This is a genomic window from Sphingopyxis sp. RIFCSPHIGHO2_12_FULL_65_19 (assembly GCF_001830555.1).
Classification (GTDB): Bacteria; Pseudomonadota; Alphaproteobacteria; order Sphingomonadales; family Sphingomonadaceae; genus Sphingopyxis.
In genome coordinates, this window is the sequence record NZ_MIAM01000026.1 from 7,289 (window position 1) to 25,071 (window position 17,783).

At 63.7% G+C, this 17,783-nt stretch carries 10 protein-coding genes and 1 pseudogene; 1 reads left to right on the forward strand and 10 read right to left on the reverse strand.

The window, feature by feature from the left end; all coding sequences use genetic code 11:
• The 7 genes and pseudogenes from A3E77_RS08300 to A3E77_RS08330 all read right to left on the reverse strand — a co-directional run.
• Window positions 1–266, reverse strand: a pseudogene (locus tag A3E77_RS08300) (hypothetical protein); the annotation flags it as partial.
• 9 nt (window positions 267–275) lie between these two features.
• Window positions 276–3,128 (reverse strand): TonB-dependent receptor, encoded by a 2,853-nt coding sequence (locus A3E77_RS08305; RefSeq protein WP_293644876.1) that lies wholly within the window; start codon window positions 3,126–3,128, stop codon window positions 276–278.
• 115 nt (window positions 3,129–3,243) lie between these two features.
• Window positions 3,244–4,083, reverse strand: a complete 840-nt coding sequence (locus A3E77_RS08310) for a rhamnogalacturonan acetylesterase (RefSeq protein WP_293644878.1) — start codon at window positions 4,081–4,083, stop codon at window positions 3,244–3,246.
• A 21-nt stretch (window positions 4,084–4,104) separates the two neighbouring features.
• Window positions 4,105–4,857, reverse strand: coding sequence for an SDR family NAD(P)-dependent oxidoreductase (locus A3E77_RS08315; RefSeq protein WP_293644880.1), 753 nt, complete (start codon window positions 4,855–4,857; stop codon window positions 4,105–4,107).
• A gap of 13 nt (window positions 4,858–4,870) precedes the next feature.
• Window positions 4,871–6,154, reverse strand: a complete 1,284-nt coding sequence (locus A3E77_RS08320; protein ID WP_293644882.1) for an MFS transporter — start codon at window positions 6,152–6,154, stop codon at window positions 4,871–4,873.
• A complete protein-coding gene (locus A3E77_RS08325) occupies window positions 6,151–8,304 on the reverse strand; it encodes a heparinase II/III domain-containing protein (RefSeq protein ID WP_293645071.1) in 2,154 nt (717 codons plus the stop codon). Before A3E77_RS08325 ends, A3E77_RS08320 begins: the two co-directional genes overlap by 4 nt.
• A 5-nt stretch (window positions 8,305–8,309) precedes the next feature.
• Complete coding sequence (locus tag A3E77_RS08330) at window positions 8,310–10,526, reverse strand: polysaccharide lyase 6 family protein (protein ID WP_293644884.1); 2,217 nt, start codon at window positions 10,524–10,526, stop codon at window positions 8,310–8,312.
• A 177-nt stretch (window positions 10,527–10,703) separates the two neighbouring features.
• On the opposite strand from A3E77_RS08330, the gene A3E77_RS08335 reads away from it, so the two are divergent.
• Window positions 10,704–12,737 carry a transglycosylase domain-containing protein gene (locus A3E77_RS08335; protein WP_293644886.1) on the forward strand — a complete coding sequence of 678 codons (2,034 nt, stop codon included), beginning with the start codon at window positions 10,704–10,706 and terminating at the stop codon, window positions 12,735–12,737.
• Between the two features lie 87 nt (window positions 12,738–12,824).
• Here the strand turns inward: A3E77_RS08335 and A3E77_RS08340 are convergent, their stop codons facing one another.
• The 3 genes from A3E77_RS08340 to A3E77_RS08350 form a co-directional block, all read right to left on the reverse strand.
• Window positions 12,825–13,925, reverse strand: a complete 1,101-nt coding sequence (locus A3E77_RS08340) for a DNA alkylation repair protein (RefSeq protein ID WP_293644888.1) — start codon at window positions 13,923–13,925, stop codon at window positions 12,825–12,827.
• 9 nt (window positions 13,926–13,934) lie between these two features.
• A complete protein-coding gene (locus A3E77_RS08345) occupies window positions 13,935–15,335 on the reverse strand; it encodes an efflux transporter outer membrane subunit (protein ID WP_293644890.1) in 1,401 nt (466 codons plus the stop codon).
• A partial coding sequence (locus tag A3E77_RS08350) for an efflux RND transporter permease subunit (protein WP_293644892.1) occupies window positions 15,328–17,783 on the reverse strand: 2,456 nt, incomplete at its 5' end. The genes A3E77_RS08345 and A3E77_RS08350, both read right to left, overlap by 8 nt.

Genomic DNA, 17,783 nt, shown 5'->3' on the forward strand with positions numbered 1-17,783 from the left:
CCGGCGGCCAGATAGGGACGAAAGCCGGTCCAACTTGCCGGACGCACGCCACGCGCCCATCCGCCGCCGTGGAAATGGATAAGCACCGGCCCGGGCTTTTTTATTGTGTCGGGGTGGACATATATATCGAGATGGAGTGGCCGCCCGTCGACGGTGCGATAGGCCGCATCTTTGACGATTTCGCGTGGCGCAATGCCGTCGGCGGCGGACGTTCCCGTTGCCGGGAGCGCCGCCGCCATCGCCAAGCCGAGAACGGCCCACCGCATTGCCGGACCCTAGATCAGCGCCCGGATGCCGACGAAATATTTGGCGCCGTAATAATGATACTGACGGCTGCTGCCATAGACCGGCATATAGGTCGCCTTGGGCTCGTTGAAGATGTTGAGCGCCTCGAAGCGCAGCGACACGCCCTTCATCAGGTTGAGCGAGGCGCGGAAATCAACCGTTTCGCTTGGCCCGACATAACGGAGCTGGCTGTTGCCGCCGACGAAGTCCTGATAATATTTCGACCGATAGTTATAGATGGCCTGCAGCGATACCGGGCCGATTTCATAATAGGCCTGCGCCGACAACACATGCTTTGAATAGCCAGAGAGGCCGGCCGAAGGGATGATGCCCGGTGACACGGTTTCGGTCTCGGGATCATATTGATCGCCGAGACGGACATCCTCGTTCGTAAAGTTGGAATCGGCGTAATTGTAGCTGACCTTGGTGCCCAGTCCGTCGAGCGGCTTCGGCAGAAAGCTGAAGCGCGTCGCCGCCGTCAGTTCGAGCCCATAGATGCGCGATTTGTCGGGGCTGTTGCGCGTCTGGGTGACGGGAACGGTCACCGTCTGACCGTCGATGACGAACGCCTCGTCGAATACGACCGGCTGGAAACCGCCGTTGAACTGCTTGTAATAGAGCGTCGCCGACAGGACGCTGTCCTTGTTCGGATACCATTCGATCGCCGCGTCGGCGTTCCACGACATTAGCGGTTTCAGGCGCGGGCTGCCGTTGGCGCGGACGTTACCGATCGCTTCCTCGACCGAGGTGAAATTGTCCGCGTCGATCGTGAACGTGCGGCCGGCACCGAGCGCGCTGGGCGCCGGGCGCGACATCGCGCGATAACCGGCGACGCGGAGCAGCGTATTCGGTGCCACCTCGAAGATCGCGTTCACGCTGGGCAGGATGCGCGTGTTGCTGCTCTTGATCGTCACCGTTTCAAAATCGCCGGTGGTTTCGAGGCGGACGGTGCCGTCGCCATTGTCGATGATGGCAAGATCGCTGCGCAAGCCGTTTGAGGTCACGTCGGTCTTGACGACGCGCACCCCGATGTTGCCGCGGACGGGCATGTTGCCCAAGTCGGCGTCATAGTCGGCCATGATATATCCGGCCAGCGTGCGTTCGGTGACGTCGCGGTTCGCGGGTGAGCGCTTGTCCTCGCGCGCCCCCGGATCTTCGCTGCCCAGATATTCGCGGAACAGGCAGTCGACGTCGAAGGTTGCCCAGCTATTGATGCTGTTGCCGTCGGCCGCCGACAGGAAGCCGGTCTGGGGGAAGGCGCGGTTGCGGCAGAGGTTGTTGATCCGCCGATCCTCCGCGAGGGCGGGGTTCAGGTTGAAATCGCCGTTGCGCACGTCATAGTCGCGAAAAGTCATTTCGGACCAGCGGGCGCCAGCGGTCAGCTTGCTGAAGAATCCGTCCATTTCGTAACCGGCGTCGATGCGGCCCGCGATAATCTCGTTGTGGCGGCGGCTCTGGTCGCGGCGAAGACGCGCGTCGTCCCAGAAAAGATCGTGATTATTGAGGTCGAAGCGCGGATCGATCGTGATCGTCGGCACAAAGCTGCCGGGCGTGATTTCATAAGTATAGGGGATGCGCATGTTGTTGAACACGGTCCGCACGCCATTCACATCGGTCGGATCTGTGCGCAGGCGGACGTTGCGTTCGTCCTCGACCCGGATCGTGCGCGAATAGCTGCCGTCGACGGTCAACGTAAGTCGGTCGCTCGGCTGCCATTCGATCGACAGGCCTCCCCCCAGATATTCCTCGGCGCGCGACAGTTCGGACCCGTTCGATTCAATCGCGCTCTGGCCGCTCAGGCTCTGGACGATACCATTTTCGTCAAAAACGACGTTGGTCAGGCTGCGGCGCGCTTCGGACAGGTTGAGGTCGCGGCGGCTCTCGACAAAGGTGCGGTCTGAATATTGCACGTCGAGATTGATGTTGAACTGATCCGACGGGCGCCACTGGATCGATCCGAACACCGCGTCGCGCTTGTCGGTTTCGCTAATCTGGCGGAAGGTATAGGCGTTGGGAACGAGGTAGAACGGCAGGTTCTGCCCATATTCGTCGCGCGTATATTCGTTGCAATTGTTGTTGGTGACGACGGGCGAGGCCTGACAGGCGGTCCAGGTCGTTGACGCGGCATAGGTTTCTTCGGGATTGTTAGTGTCGTTGCGCTGAACGCCAATTGCAATGCCGATGGTGTCGTTCGCGAACTGGTCGACATAGCTCAGCGTCCCGCGCCAGCCGATGCCGCCCGATCCGACGATTCGGTCGCCATAGGGGTTATATTGCGCCTTCACCTCGCCTTGCAGGCGGCGCTTGCCGAAATCGAGCGGGCGTAGCGTCCCGATCTCGATCGTGCCCGCAACGCCGCCTTCGACGAGGCTCGCCTGCTGCGTTTTGTAGATCTTGATATTGTTGACGAGTTCGGATGGAAACTGGTTGAAGTTCACCGATCGGTCGCCGCTGCCGTTGGTCGCGTCGCGGCCGTTGAAGGTCGCGTTCGACAGGAAGGGGCCGAGGCCGCGCAGCGCGATTTCGGAAGCATCGCCTTTTTCGCGGTGCGTCGTTGCGCCGGTGATGGTCTGGATCGCCTGGCCGACCGAAATGGCCGGAATGTCGCCGATGTCATCAGACGACAGTGCGTCGACGATCGCGGTTTCTTCCCGTTTGGTGTTGATCGAATTCTGGATCGTCTCGCGGATGCCGGTGACGACAATGGCGTCATCTTCCTCCGCCTGCGGTGCGGTGGTGGACGCGTCCTGTGCCATCGCGGGCATCGCGGCGATCAGCAGCGTCGAACCGGCGCCCGCCAGCAAGGCTGCGCGCAGCGTGCGCGCGTGATTGCGAGAATTCACTTCGTCTCTCCCCAAATGTCGATTCTGTTCTGACCAATATTGTCAGATATCGTCGCAAAATTGTCAACCACAATGTATGTCAAATTGGTTAGTCCATTATGCCATACACGTGTTGTCAGCGCACCAGTTGGCTCCGCAAGGCGGGGACCGCGCGTGCGAGCGCCTGAGTGACCAGTTTGGCCGTGACTTCGGCGCCGATATTGCCGAGGTGCGTATAGTCGAACTTGCGCGTCACCTGTCCGCGCGCGCCGTCGCCGGCTATCGGCGGGGGCGAAGGCGGGGCTGGGCGTGCGGTCAGCGTCGTTCCGGCTTTCGCTGCAGCAAGCTCGTCGGGCGTGGGCGCTTCCTGCGCGAGCTTGGTCGACATTTCGGCGCCCATCTCCTGCACCTGCCGGGCGCTCAGCGTGTTGAGGTCGACCAGTGGCACATCCATGGCCTTGGCGACGCCGCGCACCTGATCGGACCAGCTGGCGAGCGTGTTCCTGAGCTTGCCGTCCCTGAACTCGCGGCGGGTCAGTGGGGTGACCAGCACCGGCGTCGCGCCCGCGGCCTTCACCTCATCGACAAAGCGGCGCAAATTGGCCGGAAACTCGGTCGTTTCTTCGGTCCAGCGCTCGGACTTCGACGACTGGTCATTGTGCGCGAACTGGATCAGCACCCAGGTCCCGCGATAACCGGGCACCTTGGCTTCCGAGATCGCGATGTCCCAGCTGCCTTCCTGGCGATAGCTGCGGGTGCTGCGCCCGCCGCGTCCGGCGTTGACGCAGGCAACCGACGATTTGACATGATGCGCGCAAAATGCGCCGCCCCAACCGCTGTGCGGTGCCATCGTCGAATCACCAACTAGAATGATCTTGTACGGCTCCAGCGGTTCGGCATCGGTCCGTTCGCGGGTCTGGGCCTGGGCCCCGCTCGTCAGCAGGGCCCCCATCGCTGTTGCAACAAGCCAGCGCATATCACTTCCTTTCGGATCGGGTCAGGAAAAGGCGAGGCCGCCGTTGATGTCGAGGCAAACCCCGGCAAGGAAGCTGGCGGCCGGCGAGGCGAGATAGACGATCGTGTCCGCGACCTCGTCGGGATGGCCTTCCCGGCGGAGCGGCGTGTTGCCGGCAACCGCGGCGCGGCCCTCGGGCTTGGAGAAGATGTCGTGGAAGCTCGTGCCGATCAGGCCGGGGCAGACGGCGTTGACGCGGATTCCGTGGGGGCCCAATTCCTTTGCCATCGCGCGGGTGTAGGTCATCAGCGCGCCCTTTGCGGTCGCATAGATCGAAGCGCCGGGGCCGCCGCCGTCGCGGCCGGCGAGCGACGAGACGTTCACAACCGCGGAGCCTTCGCCAAGGAAGGGTTGCGATGCCTGAAGCACAAGGAACGCCGATTTGAGGTTGAGCGTCATGACATGGTCGAAAAAGGTCTCGTCCATTTCGCTCAGCGTCTTGCGCGCGACCATGCCGCCGGCGAGGTTGACGAGGATGTCGAGCCGACCGCTGAACGCCACGCCGACTTCTTCGAGCATCGAACGGACGGCACCGCTGTCGGTGACGTCGGCCTGCACCAAAAAGGCGTCGCCGCCCGCATCCTGAATGGTCTTTAGCGTTTCCTCAGCAGCTTCGCGGCCGCTGTTGTAGTTGATTGCGACGCGCACGCCGGCGCGGGCGAGGGCGATCGAGACCGAACGGCCGATATCGCGGCCGCCGCCGGTAACGAGCGCAGTTTTCCCCTGGAGAGTCATGTGATGCTGATCCTTATTCTTGGTTGTGGGTGGGTTGGATGGTGACGGGTTCGACGCGGCCGCCGACCAGCCAGAAGCACAGGAAGGAAATGGGCACGATCGCGGCGCTCAGCGCGAAAATCGGCTCATAACTTGTCGTGGTAAGGGCAGGGACGAGCCAGGTCGTGATCAGCGTGCCGGCGACTGCGGCGGTACCGCTGATCCCCGCCAGGCTGCCGACCGCGCCGCCGCCGAAATAGTCACTGGGCAGCGTTTGGATATTTCCGATCGCCATCTGGAAACCGAACAGGATGCACGCGATCAGCAATACCGCGGAGAGCGGGTCGCTCGCGCCGATCGTGAACAGCAGCGCGGGCAGCATGATCGTGCAGCCGATCGCGATGGTCAGCGTGCGCGCCTTGTGCACGCCGCCGCCGTTGCTGATAATCCGCCCCGCAAACCAGCCGCCGAACAGGCTGCCCAGCATCGCGCCGACAAAGGGCACCCAGGCGAACAATCCGATCTGCTTGACGTCGAAGCCAAAGGTTTCGGCAAGGTAGATCGGCAGCCACGACACGAACAGCCACCAGACCGGGTCGAGGAAGAAGCGCGCGAGGATCACGCCCCAGCTCTGGCGATAGCGCAACAGTTCGCCGAGCGGGACGCGGCGGCTGTCATCCTGCCCGGCTTCGGTGCGGCCCGACAGGATATAGGCGCGCTCTTCCTCGCTGAGGGCGGGGTGTTTTTCGGGATCGGCCTTGTAGAACCAGAGCCACGGAACGAGCCAGATAAAGCCGAGTACGCCGATCAACAGGAAGGTGCCGTGCCAGCCGAACTGGACGAACAGCAGCGCGATCAGCGGCGCCGACACGATCCCGCCAAGCGAGGCGCCGGCGTTGAAAATGCCCTGCGCCAGCGCGCGTTCGCGCGAAGGGAACCACAAGGCATTCGCCTTGGCTGCGCCCGGCCAGTTGCCCGCCTCGCTAACCCCCAGCGTCGCGCGCAGCACCATCAGCAGCGGCATCGAGCGCACCAGCGCGTGCGCCGCGATCGACAGCGACCAGACGACGATCGAAATGGTGAAGCCCATCCGCGTGCCGATCGCATCGAAGATGCGCCCGAAAAGCGATTGGCCGAAGGCATAGAAGATCATGAAGATCGTCACCAGCAGCGCATAATCTTCCTTGGTGGCGCCGATTTCCTTCGACACCTCGGGCCACATCACCGCGAGCGCGTTGCGGTCGATATAGTTGATGACCGTCGCCAATGCGATCAGCCCGATGACGCACCAGCGGAAGCGACCCTTGATATTGCTCATTTCTTCGCTCCGGTTTTGGCGATGTCGAGGCGGCCCACGGGGCCGTTCCAGGCCAGCGTGCGACCGTCGATGGTCAGGCTGTGTGTCGCGTCTGCTGCGGCGTCGTCGGCGACTGCAATCGCGATGCGGCGCCCATCGACAAGGGTGATCAGGACCAGGTCGATGTCCTTTTCCCGGCGATGTTCGAGCGCGGTGACGCGCGCGCTGCTGGCGACGACGGTTTCCGCCGACGCGTCATAGGCACCATGCGGTTCGAGCAGGCTGACAAAGGTTGCGGCCGCGGCCCCATCGACGCGCTGGATCAGCACAGGTTCGCGGCGCAGGTTGAAGTCGGGGTCATTGGCGCCGCTTTCGGCCACGAAGAAGCGTGTCCCCGCGGGAGGCGCCATATGATAGCTGTAAAACCGGCTGCCCTGCATCCAGGTTAGGCGCGCCTTGCCCGCCTTTGTGCCTTCGCCATCGACCCACAGATGCTGGTATCCGTTCGCCTTGCCCAGCACCCGACGCTCGGCGAGCTCGCGGTCGAACATGATGTCGCTGTCGATGATATGTCCCGAAAAATGCAGCGGCAGGTCATAGACATGCCTGCCGCTGCCAGTTCCGTGGAGGATATCGAGCGCAAGGGGATTGGAGAGGCCGTCGACAGAGATCAGCAGTAGCGCGCGGCGGATGCGGACATCCTTGTAAGCGCTGTCGATCGCGCCGATCGAGTAACGCGTCGGCCCATCGAGCGACGCGGCGATTTGCCGCGTGCCAAATTTTTCACCCGTTTTCCAATTTCCTGCGAATTGGCTTTGTTCATCAACAACAAGTGTGTTGTGTGCGATCGTCGCGCTCGCCCAACTGTCGTTTTCGGGCAGGTAGCGCCCGCCGCGCTTCGCCTCGACATTCAGGAAACGCGCAGCGCCATAGTCGGTTACCACCGCGCCGGTTTCATCATAATAGAGCCAGCCCAGCCGGTCGAAATGGCCGTGCCCCATTCCCTGCACGCTGTTCTTGGCGACAAGCAGCGGGCCCTTCGGATCAGCCTTGGTGCGCAGCAGGACCAGCGCGCCATTCTTGCCTTCGGGGCCGTCCGACAGCAGGCGCGATCCAAAGGGCCAAGGCTTGGCCTTCCCGACGGCCAGGTCGGCGGCCATCGCCTGTCCCGCCGGTGTCAGCACGGTGCGCCCCTGCCAGTTTGCGATCGACAGGAAGGTCGGGTCTTTCGTCGCGCCATATCCGATCGCGACGGCATGATAGAGTTCCTCGGTGCGCAAGCTCTTGTCGGGCATCGCGTCGTTGATCGGCAGGAAATAGCCGTCGTGGGTGACGTCGATCGCGGTACGGATCGCCTTCAGCACGATACCGTCCCGATAGTCGAAGATCTTGCGGTCCGGATCATTCGCCGCGATCGCGGCCGCGAAGACGACAAAGGGTTGTAGCGCATAACGTTGATAATAGGGCCCTTCGGCATAATAGCCGTCGGGCGAAAAGAGCAGGTCGAGCTGGCGCAGGAAGCCCGCTTTGCCGCTCTTGTCGAGCCCGAGCAGAGCCTTGTCGACGAGGTCGCGGTCGCCGAGCAGGTAGCCCGACAGCCCGACCCCGGCCGCCGCCCAGGTCGCGTGATTGTGAATGCGGTTGATGACCTCGGGCGATCCGTCGGACAGGAAGCGCGCCATCGGGCGGATCACCTGATCGTCGATCCGCTGGCGATCCGCGGCGGGCAACGCGTCGCGAATTTCGGCATAACCCTGCACCGCGTTGACGAGGAACACGCTGTCGTTCAGGCTTTGCCAGAACAGGCGGCCCGGAACCTGGTTCGACGCGGCCGGATGCGGTCCGAGCTTGGGATAAAGATCGGCATAGGCCAGCAAAAGTGCGCGGACATGGTCGCGGTAACGCGCTTCGCCGGTCAGGCGGTAAAGCTGGCCGCCCTCGAAGATCGTGCGATAATTGCGCTTATGCTGTTCGTGGGTCAGTCCGCCGCCGGGGTCCTTCGGCACCGGCACGTTCACGCCGGCGCGGATCGACGCGTCGACGTCGCGCTTGGCGCGTTCGACTTCGGCGGCGAAGAGCGGCGAGGGCGCCTGTGTCGTTGTGGCGGCAACGGGCAGCGGGTGGGCGGGCGCGGCGGGAACAGCGGCGGAAGCGAGCAGCAGAGCGAGCATTTGGGTCACGGGCGGCCCTCCATGATATTGCCCGACAGCTCGGCGCGCGCCGGCCCTTTCCAGGCGAGTTCCTCGATCCGTGGTGCGCGGGTGTGATTAAAAAGGTTGTTCGCGATCCGCGTGTTCGGCGTGCCGACCGAGTGGATGACGGCAACCGGCGCCGACCGGACAAAGCGATTGCCGGCAATATCGACATGCTGCGCGCCCGACAGGCGGAGCGAAGCGTCCCCGTTCCCGCTGTCGGCGACCTGCGACCCTGTCATCGCGAACCACGGCCCAAAGGTGCTTTCGTCCGTCCCCTTGCGCAGCAGGTCGGCGACCAATGCGACCCGGTCAAAGTGGCTGTCGGCGATCACCGTCCGCTCGGCGGCGTACCATCCCTTCGACTCTTGTTCGGCGGTGGCCGAAATGATGGTGCCCATGTCGGCAAAGTGGCTGCCGCGGATCTCGATCGATTCGGCAAAGGTGCCCGGCGCGCTGGCGATCGCGTCGACTCTCGACGCTTTGCCTGGTCCGCGCACTGTGACGCCGTCGAATTGGATGCGATAGTTGGGCGCGACGGCGCGGCCGACGGCCACCAAGGATAGCGCCGCGCCGACGGAGCGCGCATCGATCTCGATATTCTCGATCCGCAACCCGCCCCCGCCGTCTATCTGCGCAAGGCCGCCTGCGATGCGCAGCACCGGCGCTGCGCCCTTTGTTCCTGCGATGGTCAGTCGGTGCCGCAGCGTCAGGGGTGCGGCGAGGTCATAGGCACCGGCGGCCAGGGACAGCGTATCGCCGGCGCGCGACTTGTCGACCGCGGCGGCGAGCGAGGCGCCGGGTTTCACCGACGTCGTGCGGCCAGTACCGAACGCCGCTTCGGACGCGGACGAACGATGCCAGGCCACGCCCACCTCTTCGCGCTTTACTGGAACCAGGTCGCGCGGTGCGCCGATCGCGGCGAGTGCGGGGTCGACAGGATAGAGCAGGCCGTTTTCGGCCCGCTCCAGCTTGACGTCGCGTTGTTCGACGCCATTGCTGATAAGCGGGTTCGCAGTGCGGGCCTCGATATTTCCGGCAAAGGCGATGCCGCCGATGTCGCCGTCGGCGCGGAACGGGTCGGCACCGCGTGTGCCGACGATGAGGTTGCGCTCGAACCGGCTACCCACAGGCGGGGCGGAGCGTTCGGCATCGGCGCCGGCGGCGAGGGTGATCCGCGCGCTGTCGATGACTGAATTACGTTCGATCCGCGCGCCGCTGACTTGATGATAGCGGTTGATAGTCGAATCAGGAACGCCGTTCATCACGCTGATTGCGCTCTTGAAATCCTTGCCAGCCAATCCCTCGAAGTAATTCTCGCGGACAATCTGGTCGCGGTTGATGACACGCACGCCGCCGGTATCGGGCGCGTTGTTCCCGAAAAAGATATTGCGTTCGACAAGGTTGCCGTTGCCGTGGCGCAGGACGAATGCGCCTTGCGATTCAAGCACCAGATTTTCGCGGACGACATTGCCACCCGACTTGATCGAAACGATCTCAACCTCGCCGCTGGTGCGGTCGAAGATATTGCGTTCGACGATGCTGTTCGACGCCGACAACGATTCCTCGCTGGTGCCGATACGGATCGTTTCGCCGCCGTTCGACCCGAGCGGCGGACGCGGCCCGAAATAATTGTGATCGATGCGGTGGCGGTTGTCGAGCGGATCGCCCGCGCGGCGGATGACCGCCAAGGTCACACCGGCATTCGTCTTGCCCTCAAAATGTGAATGATCGACGCGGTTGCCGGTGCCATATAAGGCGACCCAGATATCCTCCGCGCGCCGGTCGGGCTTGCTGTATCCGTCGATTACCACTTCGGTCACGCGGCTGTCGAAAGCGAGCGTTTTCGAATCGCGGCGAAAGCTGATGACCTGGTTTGTTGGACTGGCGCCGCCGCGGAACAAAAGTCCCGATACGACAAGGTGCCGTCCGCCCATCCGCAGGTTCGACTGGCCGGTGAGCACGACCTTGCCTTTTGTCCGGGCGGTAAGGGTGATCGGCTTGTCGGCAGTTCCGGTGCCCGTGAAGACGACTTGGAAATCGCGCCATTCACCGTCGGCGAGGATGATCGAGTCGCCGGGCTTTGCCGCTTTGACTGCGGCCTTGAACTGCGCTTGGTCGGCGACCGCAATGTCACGCGCAAGCGCGGCGTGCGCCGTCGAAGCGCCGATCGCGATCGTCAAGGCAGCCCGTAGCAGCATGAATCTCTCCCCGATGTTCTGTCTTTATCGCTTACTGGTCTATATAAGTGGTATGACGATATCAAGCCACTTTGATTGACGATTTGACAAACCAGTTTGAAGGCGCCCGCGGTCGGCGGATGTCCGCGATAAGCCATTTGCTTATGCTGTGTTGGGGTTGTAATACGGGATCTGCGCATGAAATGGTTCCGTAAACCCCAAGGCCCCGATTCGACCTTCGCCGCGACGCCGCGTGCTCCGTTTGCCGACATTGCAGCGCCGCCGAATCAGCCCGAACCCGAAACGCGCAGGCGCAAATGGCTGCGCCGCCTGTCGCGCGGTTTAGCGGTCTTTGCAGTCGTTTTCCTCCTGCTCGTTGGGTGGCTCGCGCTTACCGCGCCCTTGTCGAAATCGCTCGAACCGATCGCGCCGCCGCAGATTACCCTGCTCGCATCCGACGGCACTCCGATCGCCCGCACCGGCGCCATTGTCGATAGGCCGGTCAAGACAAGCAACCTGCCCAGGCATGTGACCGGCGCTTTCCTCGCTATCGAAGACCGGCGCTTTTACACCCATATGGGCGTCGATCCGCGCAGTATCGCGCGGGCGGTGTGGAGCAATGTGACTGGCGGCCGGACGCAGGGCGGCAGCACGATCACCCAGCAGCTCGCGAAATTCACCTTCCTGACCCCAAAACGCACGCTTGGGCGGAAAGCACGCGAGGCCTTGATCGCCTTCTGGCTCGAGGCGTGGTTGACCAAGGACGAGATTCTCGAACGTTATCTCTCAAACGCCTATTTTGGCGATAACACCTATGGGCTACGCGCTGCGTCGCTCCATTATTTCTATCGCCAGCCGGAAAAGCTGACCAAGGCCCAGGCGGCGATGCTCGCGGGGTTGGTCCAGGCGCCGTCGCGGCTCGCGCCCACGCGCAATCCCGACCTTGCCGAAAAGCGCATGAAGCTCGTGCTGAGCGCAATGGTCGCTACCGGCTATCTGACCGAACGGGAAGCAAAGGCGATCCGCACCCCGCGTATCGACGTGCGGACGCGCAACACGTTGCCGACCGGCACATATTTCGCCGACTGGGCGCTTCCCGAAGCGCGAAAGCTGAGCGATGTGGGCTATTCGCGCCAGACGATCACGACGACGCTCGACGCGCGGCTGCAATCGATCGCGCGGCGCGTCACGGCGCGCGCGGGACTGGGCAAGGCGCAGGTCGCGCTCGTCGCAATGCGCCCGAATGGCGAGGTCGTCGCGATGATCGGCGGCAAGGATTATGCCGCATCGCCCTTCAACCGCGCGACGCAGGCGCAGCGCCAGCCAGGTTCGACCTTCAAATTGTTCGTCTATCTCGCCGCGCTCCAAGCCGGGTGGGAGCCCGATGACATGATCGACAACCGTGCGATCGAAACTGGGGCATATCGCCCCAAAAATTCGGGCGGTGCCTACTCCAGGGAAATCAGCCTCGAGGATGCGTTTGCGACATCGAGCAATGTCGCCGCGGTGCGCCTGCTGCGCGAAGTCGGCGACGACAAGGTGATCGACGTGGCCCGCGACCTGGGCGTTACCGCGCCGATGGCAAAGGGCGACCCAAGCCTCGCGCTCGGCACGTCGAGCATGACGCTGCTCGAACTCACCGCTGCTTATGCGGCGGTTGCCGCGAACAGTTATCCGGTCGAACCGCGCGCGTTCAAAGGCGAGGATAGGGGCTGGTTTGAGAATCTGGTGTCCGGGCCCAGCCGTTTCGGGTCGAGCGAGCATAAGGATATCGAGAAAATGCTGCGTGCCGCGGTCAACCGCGGGACCGGCCGTGCGGCGCGGTTGCCGCAGGCCAATTTCGGCAAGACGGGGACAAGCCAGGATAATCGCGACGCGCTTTTTGTCGGTTATGCCAATGATCTTGTCGTCGGAGTGTGGATCGGCAACGACGACAATACGCCATTGCAGGGTATTTCAGGTGGCGGATTACCAGCGCGCATCTGGCGCGACTTCATGACCCAGGCATCGGGCCAGCGCGCAGCTCCGCGACCCAGGGCAGCCGACCCGACGGGTCCGGTCGAACCCCAGGATATTCCGGACGTCGGGGCGATCCCGGTCGGCGAGACGACGAGCGTCGGTATCGAAGACGGCGACGCGGTGATCTCCACCGAAATCAATGGCAGCCGCATCGATTTGCGGTTGCCGATAACCAAAGACGCCCCGGCGGAGCAACCGCCCGCGCCGCCATAAGGTGCGGGCGCGGGGCATCGGCGTGGGTATTGACTATCATCGCGCAAGACTGTTTTGCTGGAAGATAGGGTTTGCCCGAAGGCCTGATCAGTCCGTCAACAGGTCGAATCCAGTCGTCGCCATCGTCTGTCCGTTGACGATCAATTCGATATCGTGCCGTCCCCGATGATGACGTCGCGTGCTGAAATCGCGGATGGTCTGGCTGATACGCAGCGCAGCGGTGTCGCCTCCCGCAAGGTCCAGCGTCTTCCACTTGAACACCTTGGGCGCGCTCTTGCCGCCCGCGCGCGCATAATGAATGCGATAATCGACCACCAACGGCTGATTTGCCGGCGAATCCGAAGCGATTTCGACGGTGATCGCAATCCGATCGCCCAGTCGCAGCACCGTTGGATCGACCGCAAACTTGCGCACCGTCACGGCCGCGCCGTGGCCGACCCCGATCAACGCCAGCGCGCGCGGTTCGCCCTGCTTGATCAGGGTGCGTAGCGCGTGGCGTATGATCCAGGCGGTCTGGGGCGCGTCCTGTTGCCAGCCCGAAAGACGGTCCAGCAACCAGTCGGGGCGGTCCTTGGCAATATCGTTCAGATGGTTCGCGACCGATTTGCGGACGTAAAGGCTCGCGTCGGCCTTCAACGTCTCGAGGATCGGCGCGGCCAGCGTCGGGTCGGCTTTCAGTGCGGGCACCCGCGACGCCCACGGCAGGCGCGGCCGCGCGCCTTCGCTGGCGAGCCGGCGGACATGCTCGTCGCCGTTGGCGGTCCAGTCGGCCATGATTGCCAAGGCGCGAGAGGTGTCCGCCACGAGAAAAGGCCGGATCGCAAACTCGGCCGAACCGAAGCGCGTCAGGTCGGCAAGCGCCGCCATCGACGCGTCGAAATGTTCGAGCCCGTATCGCGCGGCATATTCGGTGACGGCGATCGCCTGAAAACCATGGGTCAGTCGGGGCGCCATTGCGCGCAAGAGATCGAGCGCCGCCAGATAGTCGCGGGGCAGCGCCACATGCAGCGCGTCGGCAATATGGCGCACCCGTTCCATGATCGACAGTGGGGAAAGCCCGGACGCCGCGGCATACAGGAAGGCCGGCCTGTCGAAGTGCGGCGACGCCGCCGCTCCGGCATTGGCAATGGTTTCGAGCGCTGCCGGCCCGAGCAGGTCTTTGAGCAGGGCAGGCGTCTGGTCGGTCACCACGGCACCCTATTGCCGTTCGACCAACCCGCCGCCGAGCGCAACATAGAGCGTTACCAGATTGTCGACCTGCGCACGGCGCAGTTCGATGAGCGCCTGTTCGGCGGCGAACAGATTGCGTTCGGCGTCGAGCACTTCGAGATAGGTCGAAACGCCCTCGCGATACCGCTTGCGCGCCAGGTCGGCGATGCGCCGCTGCGCCAGCGTGCCGCGTTCCTGCGCTTCGACCTGATCGGCGAGGAAGCGGCGTCCGGCGAGGGCGTCGGCGACTTCGCGAAACGCCCCCTGGACCGTGCGCTCATAGGTTGCGACCGCGATATTCTCGCGCGCTTCGGCGACGGTCAGATTGCCCTTGTTGCGCCCGAAATCGAAGATCGGCAGCGTGATCGACGGACCGAAGCTCCAGCCGAAGCCATTGTCGCTGAACAGATTGTCGAGCGACCCCGACGCAAACCCCAAATTCCCTGTCAGCGAGATCGATGGGAAAAAGGCGGCGCGCGCCGCGCCGACATTGGCCCGCGCGGCGCGCAGCCGCTCCTCGGCCGCGACCACATCGGGGCGCGCGACGAGAAGGTCGGACGGCAATCCTGCGGTGAGCGTCGGCGACTGGCCCTGCGCAACAAGCGGCAAGGGAGCGGGCAGGGGACCGGCCACCGGCCCGCCGGTAAGTACGGCGAGAAAATTGTCGGCCTGCGCCTTGCCGAGCTTCAGACTGGCAAGCTGCGTTTCCGCCTGTGTCAACAGCGTCTCCGACTGGCGATAGTCGAGCGCCGAGGTCACGCCCGCATCGAGCCGCCGCTTGGCGATGCGGAGCCCTTCCTTGCGGCTTGTCACCGTCGCTTCGGCCAGCTCCATCTGCTCCTCCGCGCCGCGCGAGGAGAAATAGGTCGAGGCGACGTCGCGGACGAGGGCAAGGCGAAAGGCGCGCTCGGCCTGTTCAGTCGCGAGATACTGGCTACGGGCCGATTCGGACAGATTTTTGACGCGGCCCCAGAAATCGAGCTCGAACGAGGTCACACCGACCCCGACCGAATAGCGGTTGGTCGTATCGGTTCCCGCGCCGACCAACGATTGCCCGCGCGTCCGCGTCGCATCGGCGCTGGCGCCCACGGTGGGCAGGCGGTCGGCGTCCTGAATGCGATAAAGACCGCGCGCTTCCTCGATTTGCGCAACCGCGACGGCGAGGTCGCGGTTACGATCGATCGCCTGCGCGATCAGCACTTCAAGCTGCGGATCGGCGAAGAAATCCTGCCAGCTGACCTCGGTTGCGCGCTGACCCAGCGTCACGTCGCCGGCGAATTCCGCCGGATAGGCTGGCGCGGTTGCAAGCGGCGGCCGTTCGTGTGGCGGCGCCATATTGACGCATCCTGCGAGCGTCGTCGCCGCAGCGAGGGCGATCAGGTTACGCATGACCGGGTTCCTCATGATGTCCTTTTTCGGTGGGAGCTGGCGGACGCTTGCGGCTGATCCATTTGCGCACCGACAGGTAGAAGAGCGGGATGAAGAAGATGCCGAGCAAGGTTGCGGCGATCATCCCGCCCATCACGCCCGATCCGACCGCGATGCGGCTGGCGGCGCCGGCCCCGCTCGCGATGACGAGCGGCACCATGCCGAGGATGAAGGCTAGGCTGGTCATGATGATTGGGCGCAGGCGCAGCTTCACCGCCTCCATCACCGCATCAAGTGTCGATTTGCCTTCGGCTTCCTGTTCAATGGCAAACTCGACGATCAGGATCGCGTTTTTCGCGGCCAGCCCGATGATCGTGATCAGGCCGACGTTGAAATAAATGTCGGCGGACAGTCCGCGCATCATGGAAAACAGCACCGCGCCAAGCACCCCCAGTGGCACGACGAGCAGCACCGCGACGGGCACCGACCAGCTTTCGTAAAGCGCCGCGAGCAACAGGAATACGACGACCAGCGACAAGCCGAGCAACATGCCGATCTGGCCCGCCGACTGTTTTTCCTCATAGGAAATGCCGGTCCACTCGAACGCAAATCCCGCGGGCAGCGTTTCTGCAAGCCGTTCCATCTCAGCCATCGCTTCGCCCGTCGACTGGCCGGGCGCGGGTTCGCCCGAAATTGTCATCGCAGGATAGCCGTTATAGCGCTGAAGCTGCGGCGATTCCGCCGACCATTCGGCGCTGCTGAACGACCCGAAGGGCACCATGTCACCGTTCGCGCTGCGCACGCGCAGGTCGAGCACGTCCTGCGGCGTCATGCGGCTGGCGGCATCGGCCTGGAGCAGCACGCGCAGCACGCGGCCTTCGCGGGTGAAGTCGTTGGCATAGGCGCTGCCGAAACTGATCGCGAGCGTCGCATTGACGTCGCCGATCGACAGGCCCAGCGCGCGCGCCTGAATACGGTCGATATCGACCTTCAGCACCGGGGCATCCTCCTGACCCTCCGGCCGGACATTGGCGAGCAACTTGCTCTGCATCGCGCCGCCGAGCATCTGGTTGCGCGCCGCGACCAGCGCCGCGCGACCGTTGGCGCCGCGGTCCTGCAATTTGAAGGTAAAGCCGCTCGACGTTCCAAGCTCCGGAATCGACGGGGGGCTCAGCGAGAAGGCGAAGGCCTCCTTGATCCCCATCAACGTCCCCATCGCCTTGCCCGCGATCGCTTCGGCGCTGTCGCCGTCGCCAGTGCGCTCGTCCCACGGCTTGAGCGGGGTAAACATGATCGCGTTCGCCTGACCCTGTCCGAAAAAGCTGAAGCCGTTGACCAGCACGATATTCGCGACCTGCGGCTGTTCGGCGAAGAACGCCTTGACCTGTTTCGTCGCCTCGGCAGTTCGCTGGGACGTCGCGCCCGGCGGTGCCTGAACCACCGTGATCAGATAGCCCTGGTCTTCCTGCGGCAGGAAGGAACCGGGCAGGCGAGTGAACAGCAGGCCGGTCACCAGCACCATCGCGGCAAACACGCCCAGCCATCGCAGCGGCGCGGCCAAAATCTTGCCCACGCTACCCTGATAGCGATCGGTCGTGCGTCCGAACCAGCTATTGAAACGCGCAAAGAAGCGATCGAAGAAAGCGCCGATCTTGCCTTTGCGAGCGGTGTCGTCGTGCGGCTTGAGCAGCGTCGCGCAAAGGGCCGGCGTCAACGTCAGCGCGAGCAGCGCCGAAAACGCGATCGAGATGGCGAGCGTCATTGAAAATTGGCGGTAAATGCCGCCGGTCGATCCGGGGAAGAACGCCATCGGGATGAACACCGCGATCAGCACCAATGTGATGCCGATGATCGCGCTGGTGATCTGCCCCATCGCTTTCACCGTCGCGTCATAGGGCGAAAGATGCTCCTCGTTCATGATGCGCTCGACATTCTCGATCACGACGATCGCATCGTCGACCAGGATACCGATCGCCAGCACCATGCCGAACAGGGTCAGCACGTTGATCGAAAAACCGAACATCCACAGGCCAAGGCAGGCGCCGGCGAGCGCGATCGGGACCACCACGGTCGGGATGACCGTCGCGCGCCAATTCTGGAGGAACAGGAACATGACGAGGAATACGAGCACCATCGCCTCGGCCAGCGTGACCACCACCTCTTCGATCGAAAGGCTGATGAACGGCGTCGTGTCGTAGGGGATCGACCAGGTAATATCGGGTGGGAATCCCTTTGACAGTTCGGACATCTGGGCGCGGACGCCCTCGGCGGTCGCAAGGGCGTTGGCGCCGGGGGTCAGCTGGACCGCGAGACCCGCCATCGGCTTGCCGTTGAGTTCCGACGAGAAGAGATAGCTTGCCGACCCCAGCTCGACGCGCCCGACGTCGGCCAGCGTCACGGCCGACCCGTCGGGGTTGGCGCGCAGGATGATGCTTTCAAACTGCTCGGGCTTCGTAAAACGGCCCTGCG

Coding starts and splice junctions, on each gene's coding strand:
- A3E77_RS08310 (WP_293644878.1), bottom strand. CDS start 4,083: ATGCGCTGGCTTGTTGCAACAGCGATGGGGGCCCTGCTGACGAGCGGG.
- A3E77_RS08315 (WP_293644880.1), bottom strand. CDS start 4,857: ATGACTCTCCAGGGGAAAACTGCGCTCGTTACCGGCGGCGGCCGCGAT.
- A3E77_RS08320 (WP_293644882.1), bottom strand. CDS start 6,154: ATGAGCAATATCAAGGGTCGCTTCCGCTGGTGCGTCATCGGGCTGATC.
- A3E77_RS08325 (WP_293645071.1), bottom strand. CDS start 8,304: ATGCTCGCTCTGCTGCTCGCTTCCGCCGCTGTTCCCGCCGCGCCCGCC.
- A3E77_RS08330 (WP_293644884.1), bottom strand. CDS start 10,526: ATGCTGCTACGGGCTGCCTTGACGATCGCGATCGGCGCTTCGACGGCG.
- A3E77_RS08335 (WP_293644886.1), top strand. CDS start 10,704: ATGAAATGGTTCCGTAAACCCCAAGGCCCCGATTCGACCTTCGCCGCG.
- A3E77_RS08345 (WP_293644890.1), bottom strand. CDS start 15,335: ATGCGTAACCTGATCGCCCTCGCTGCGGCGACGACGCTCGCAGGATGC.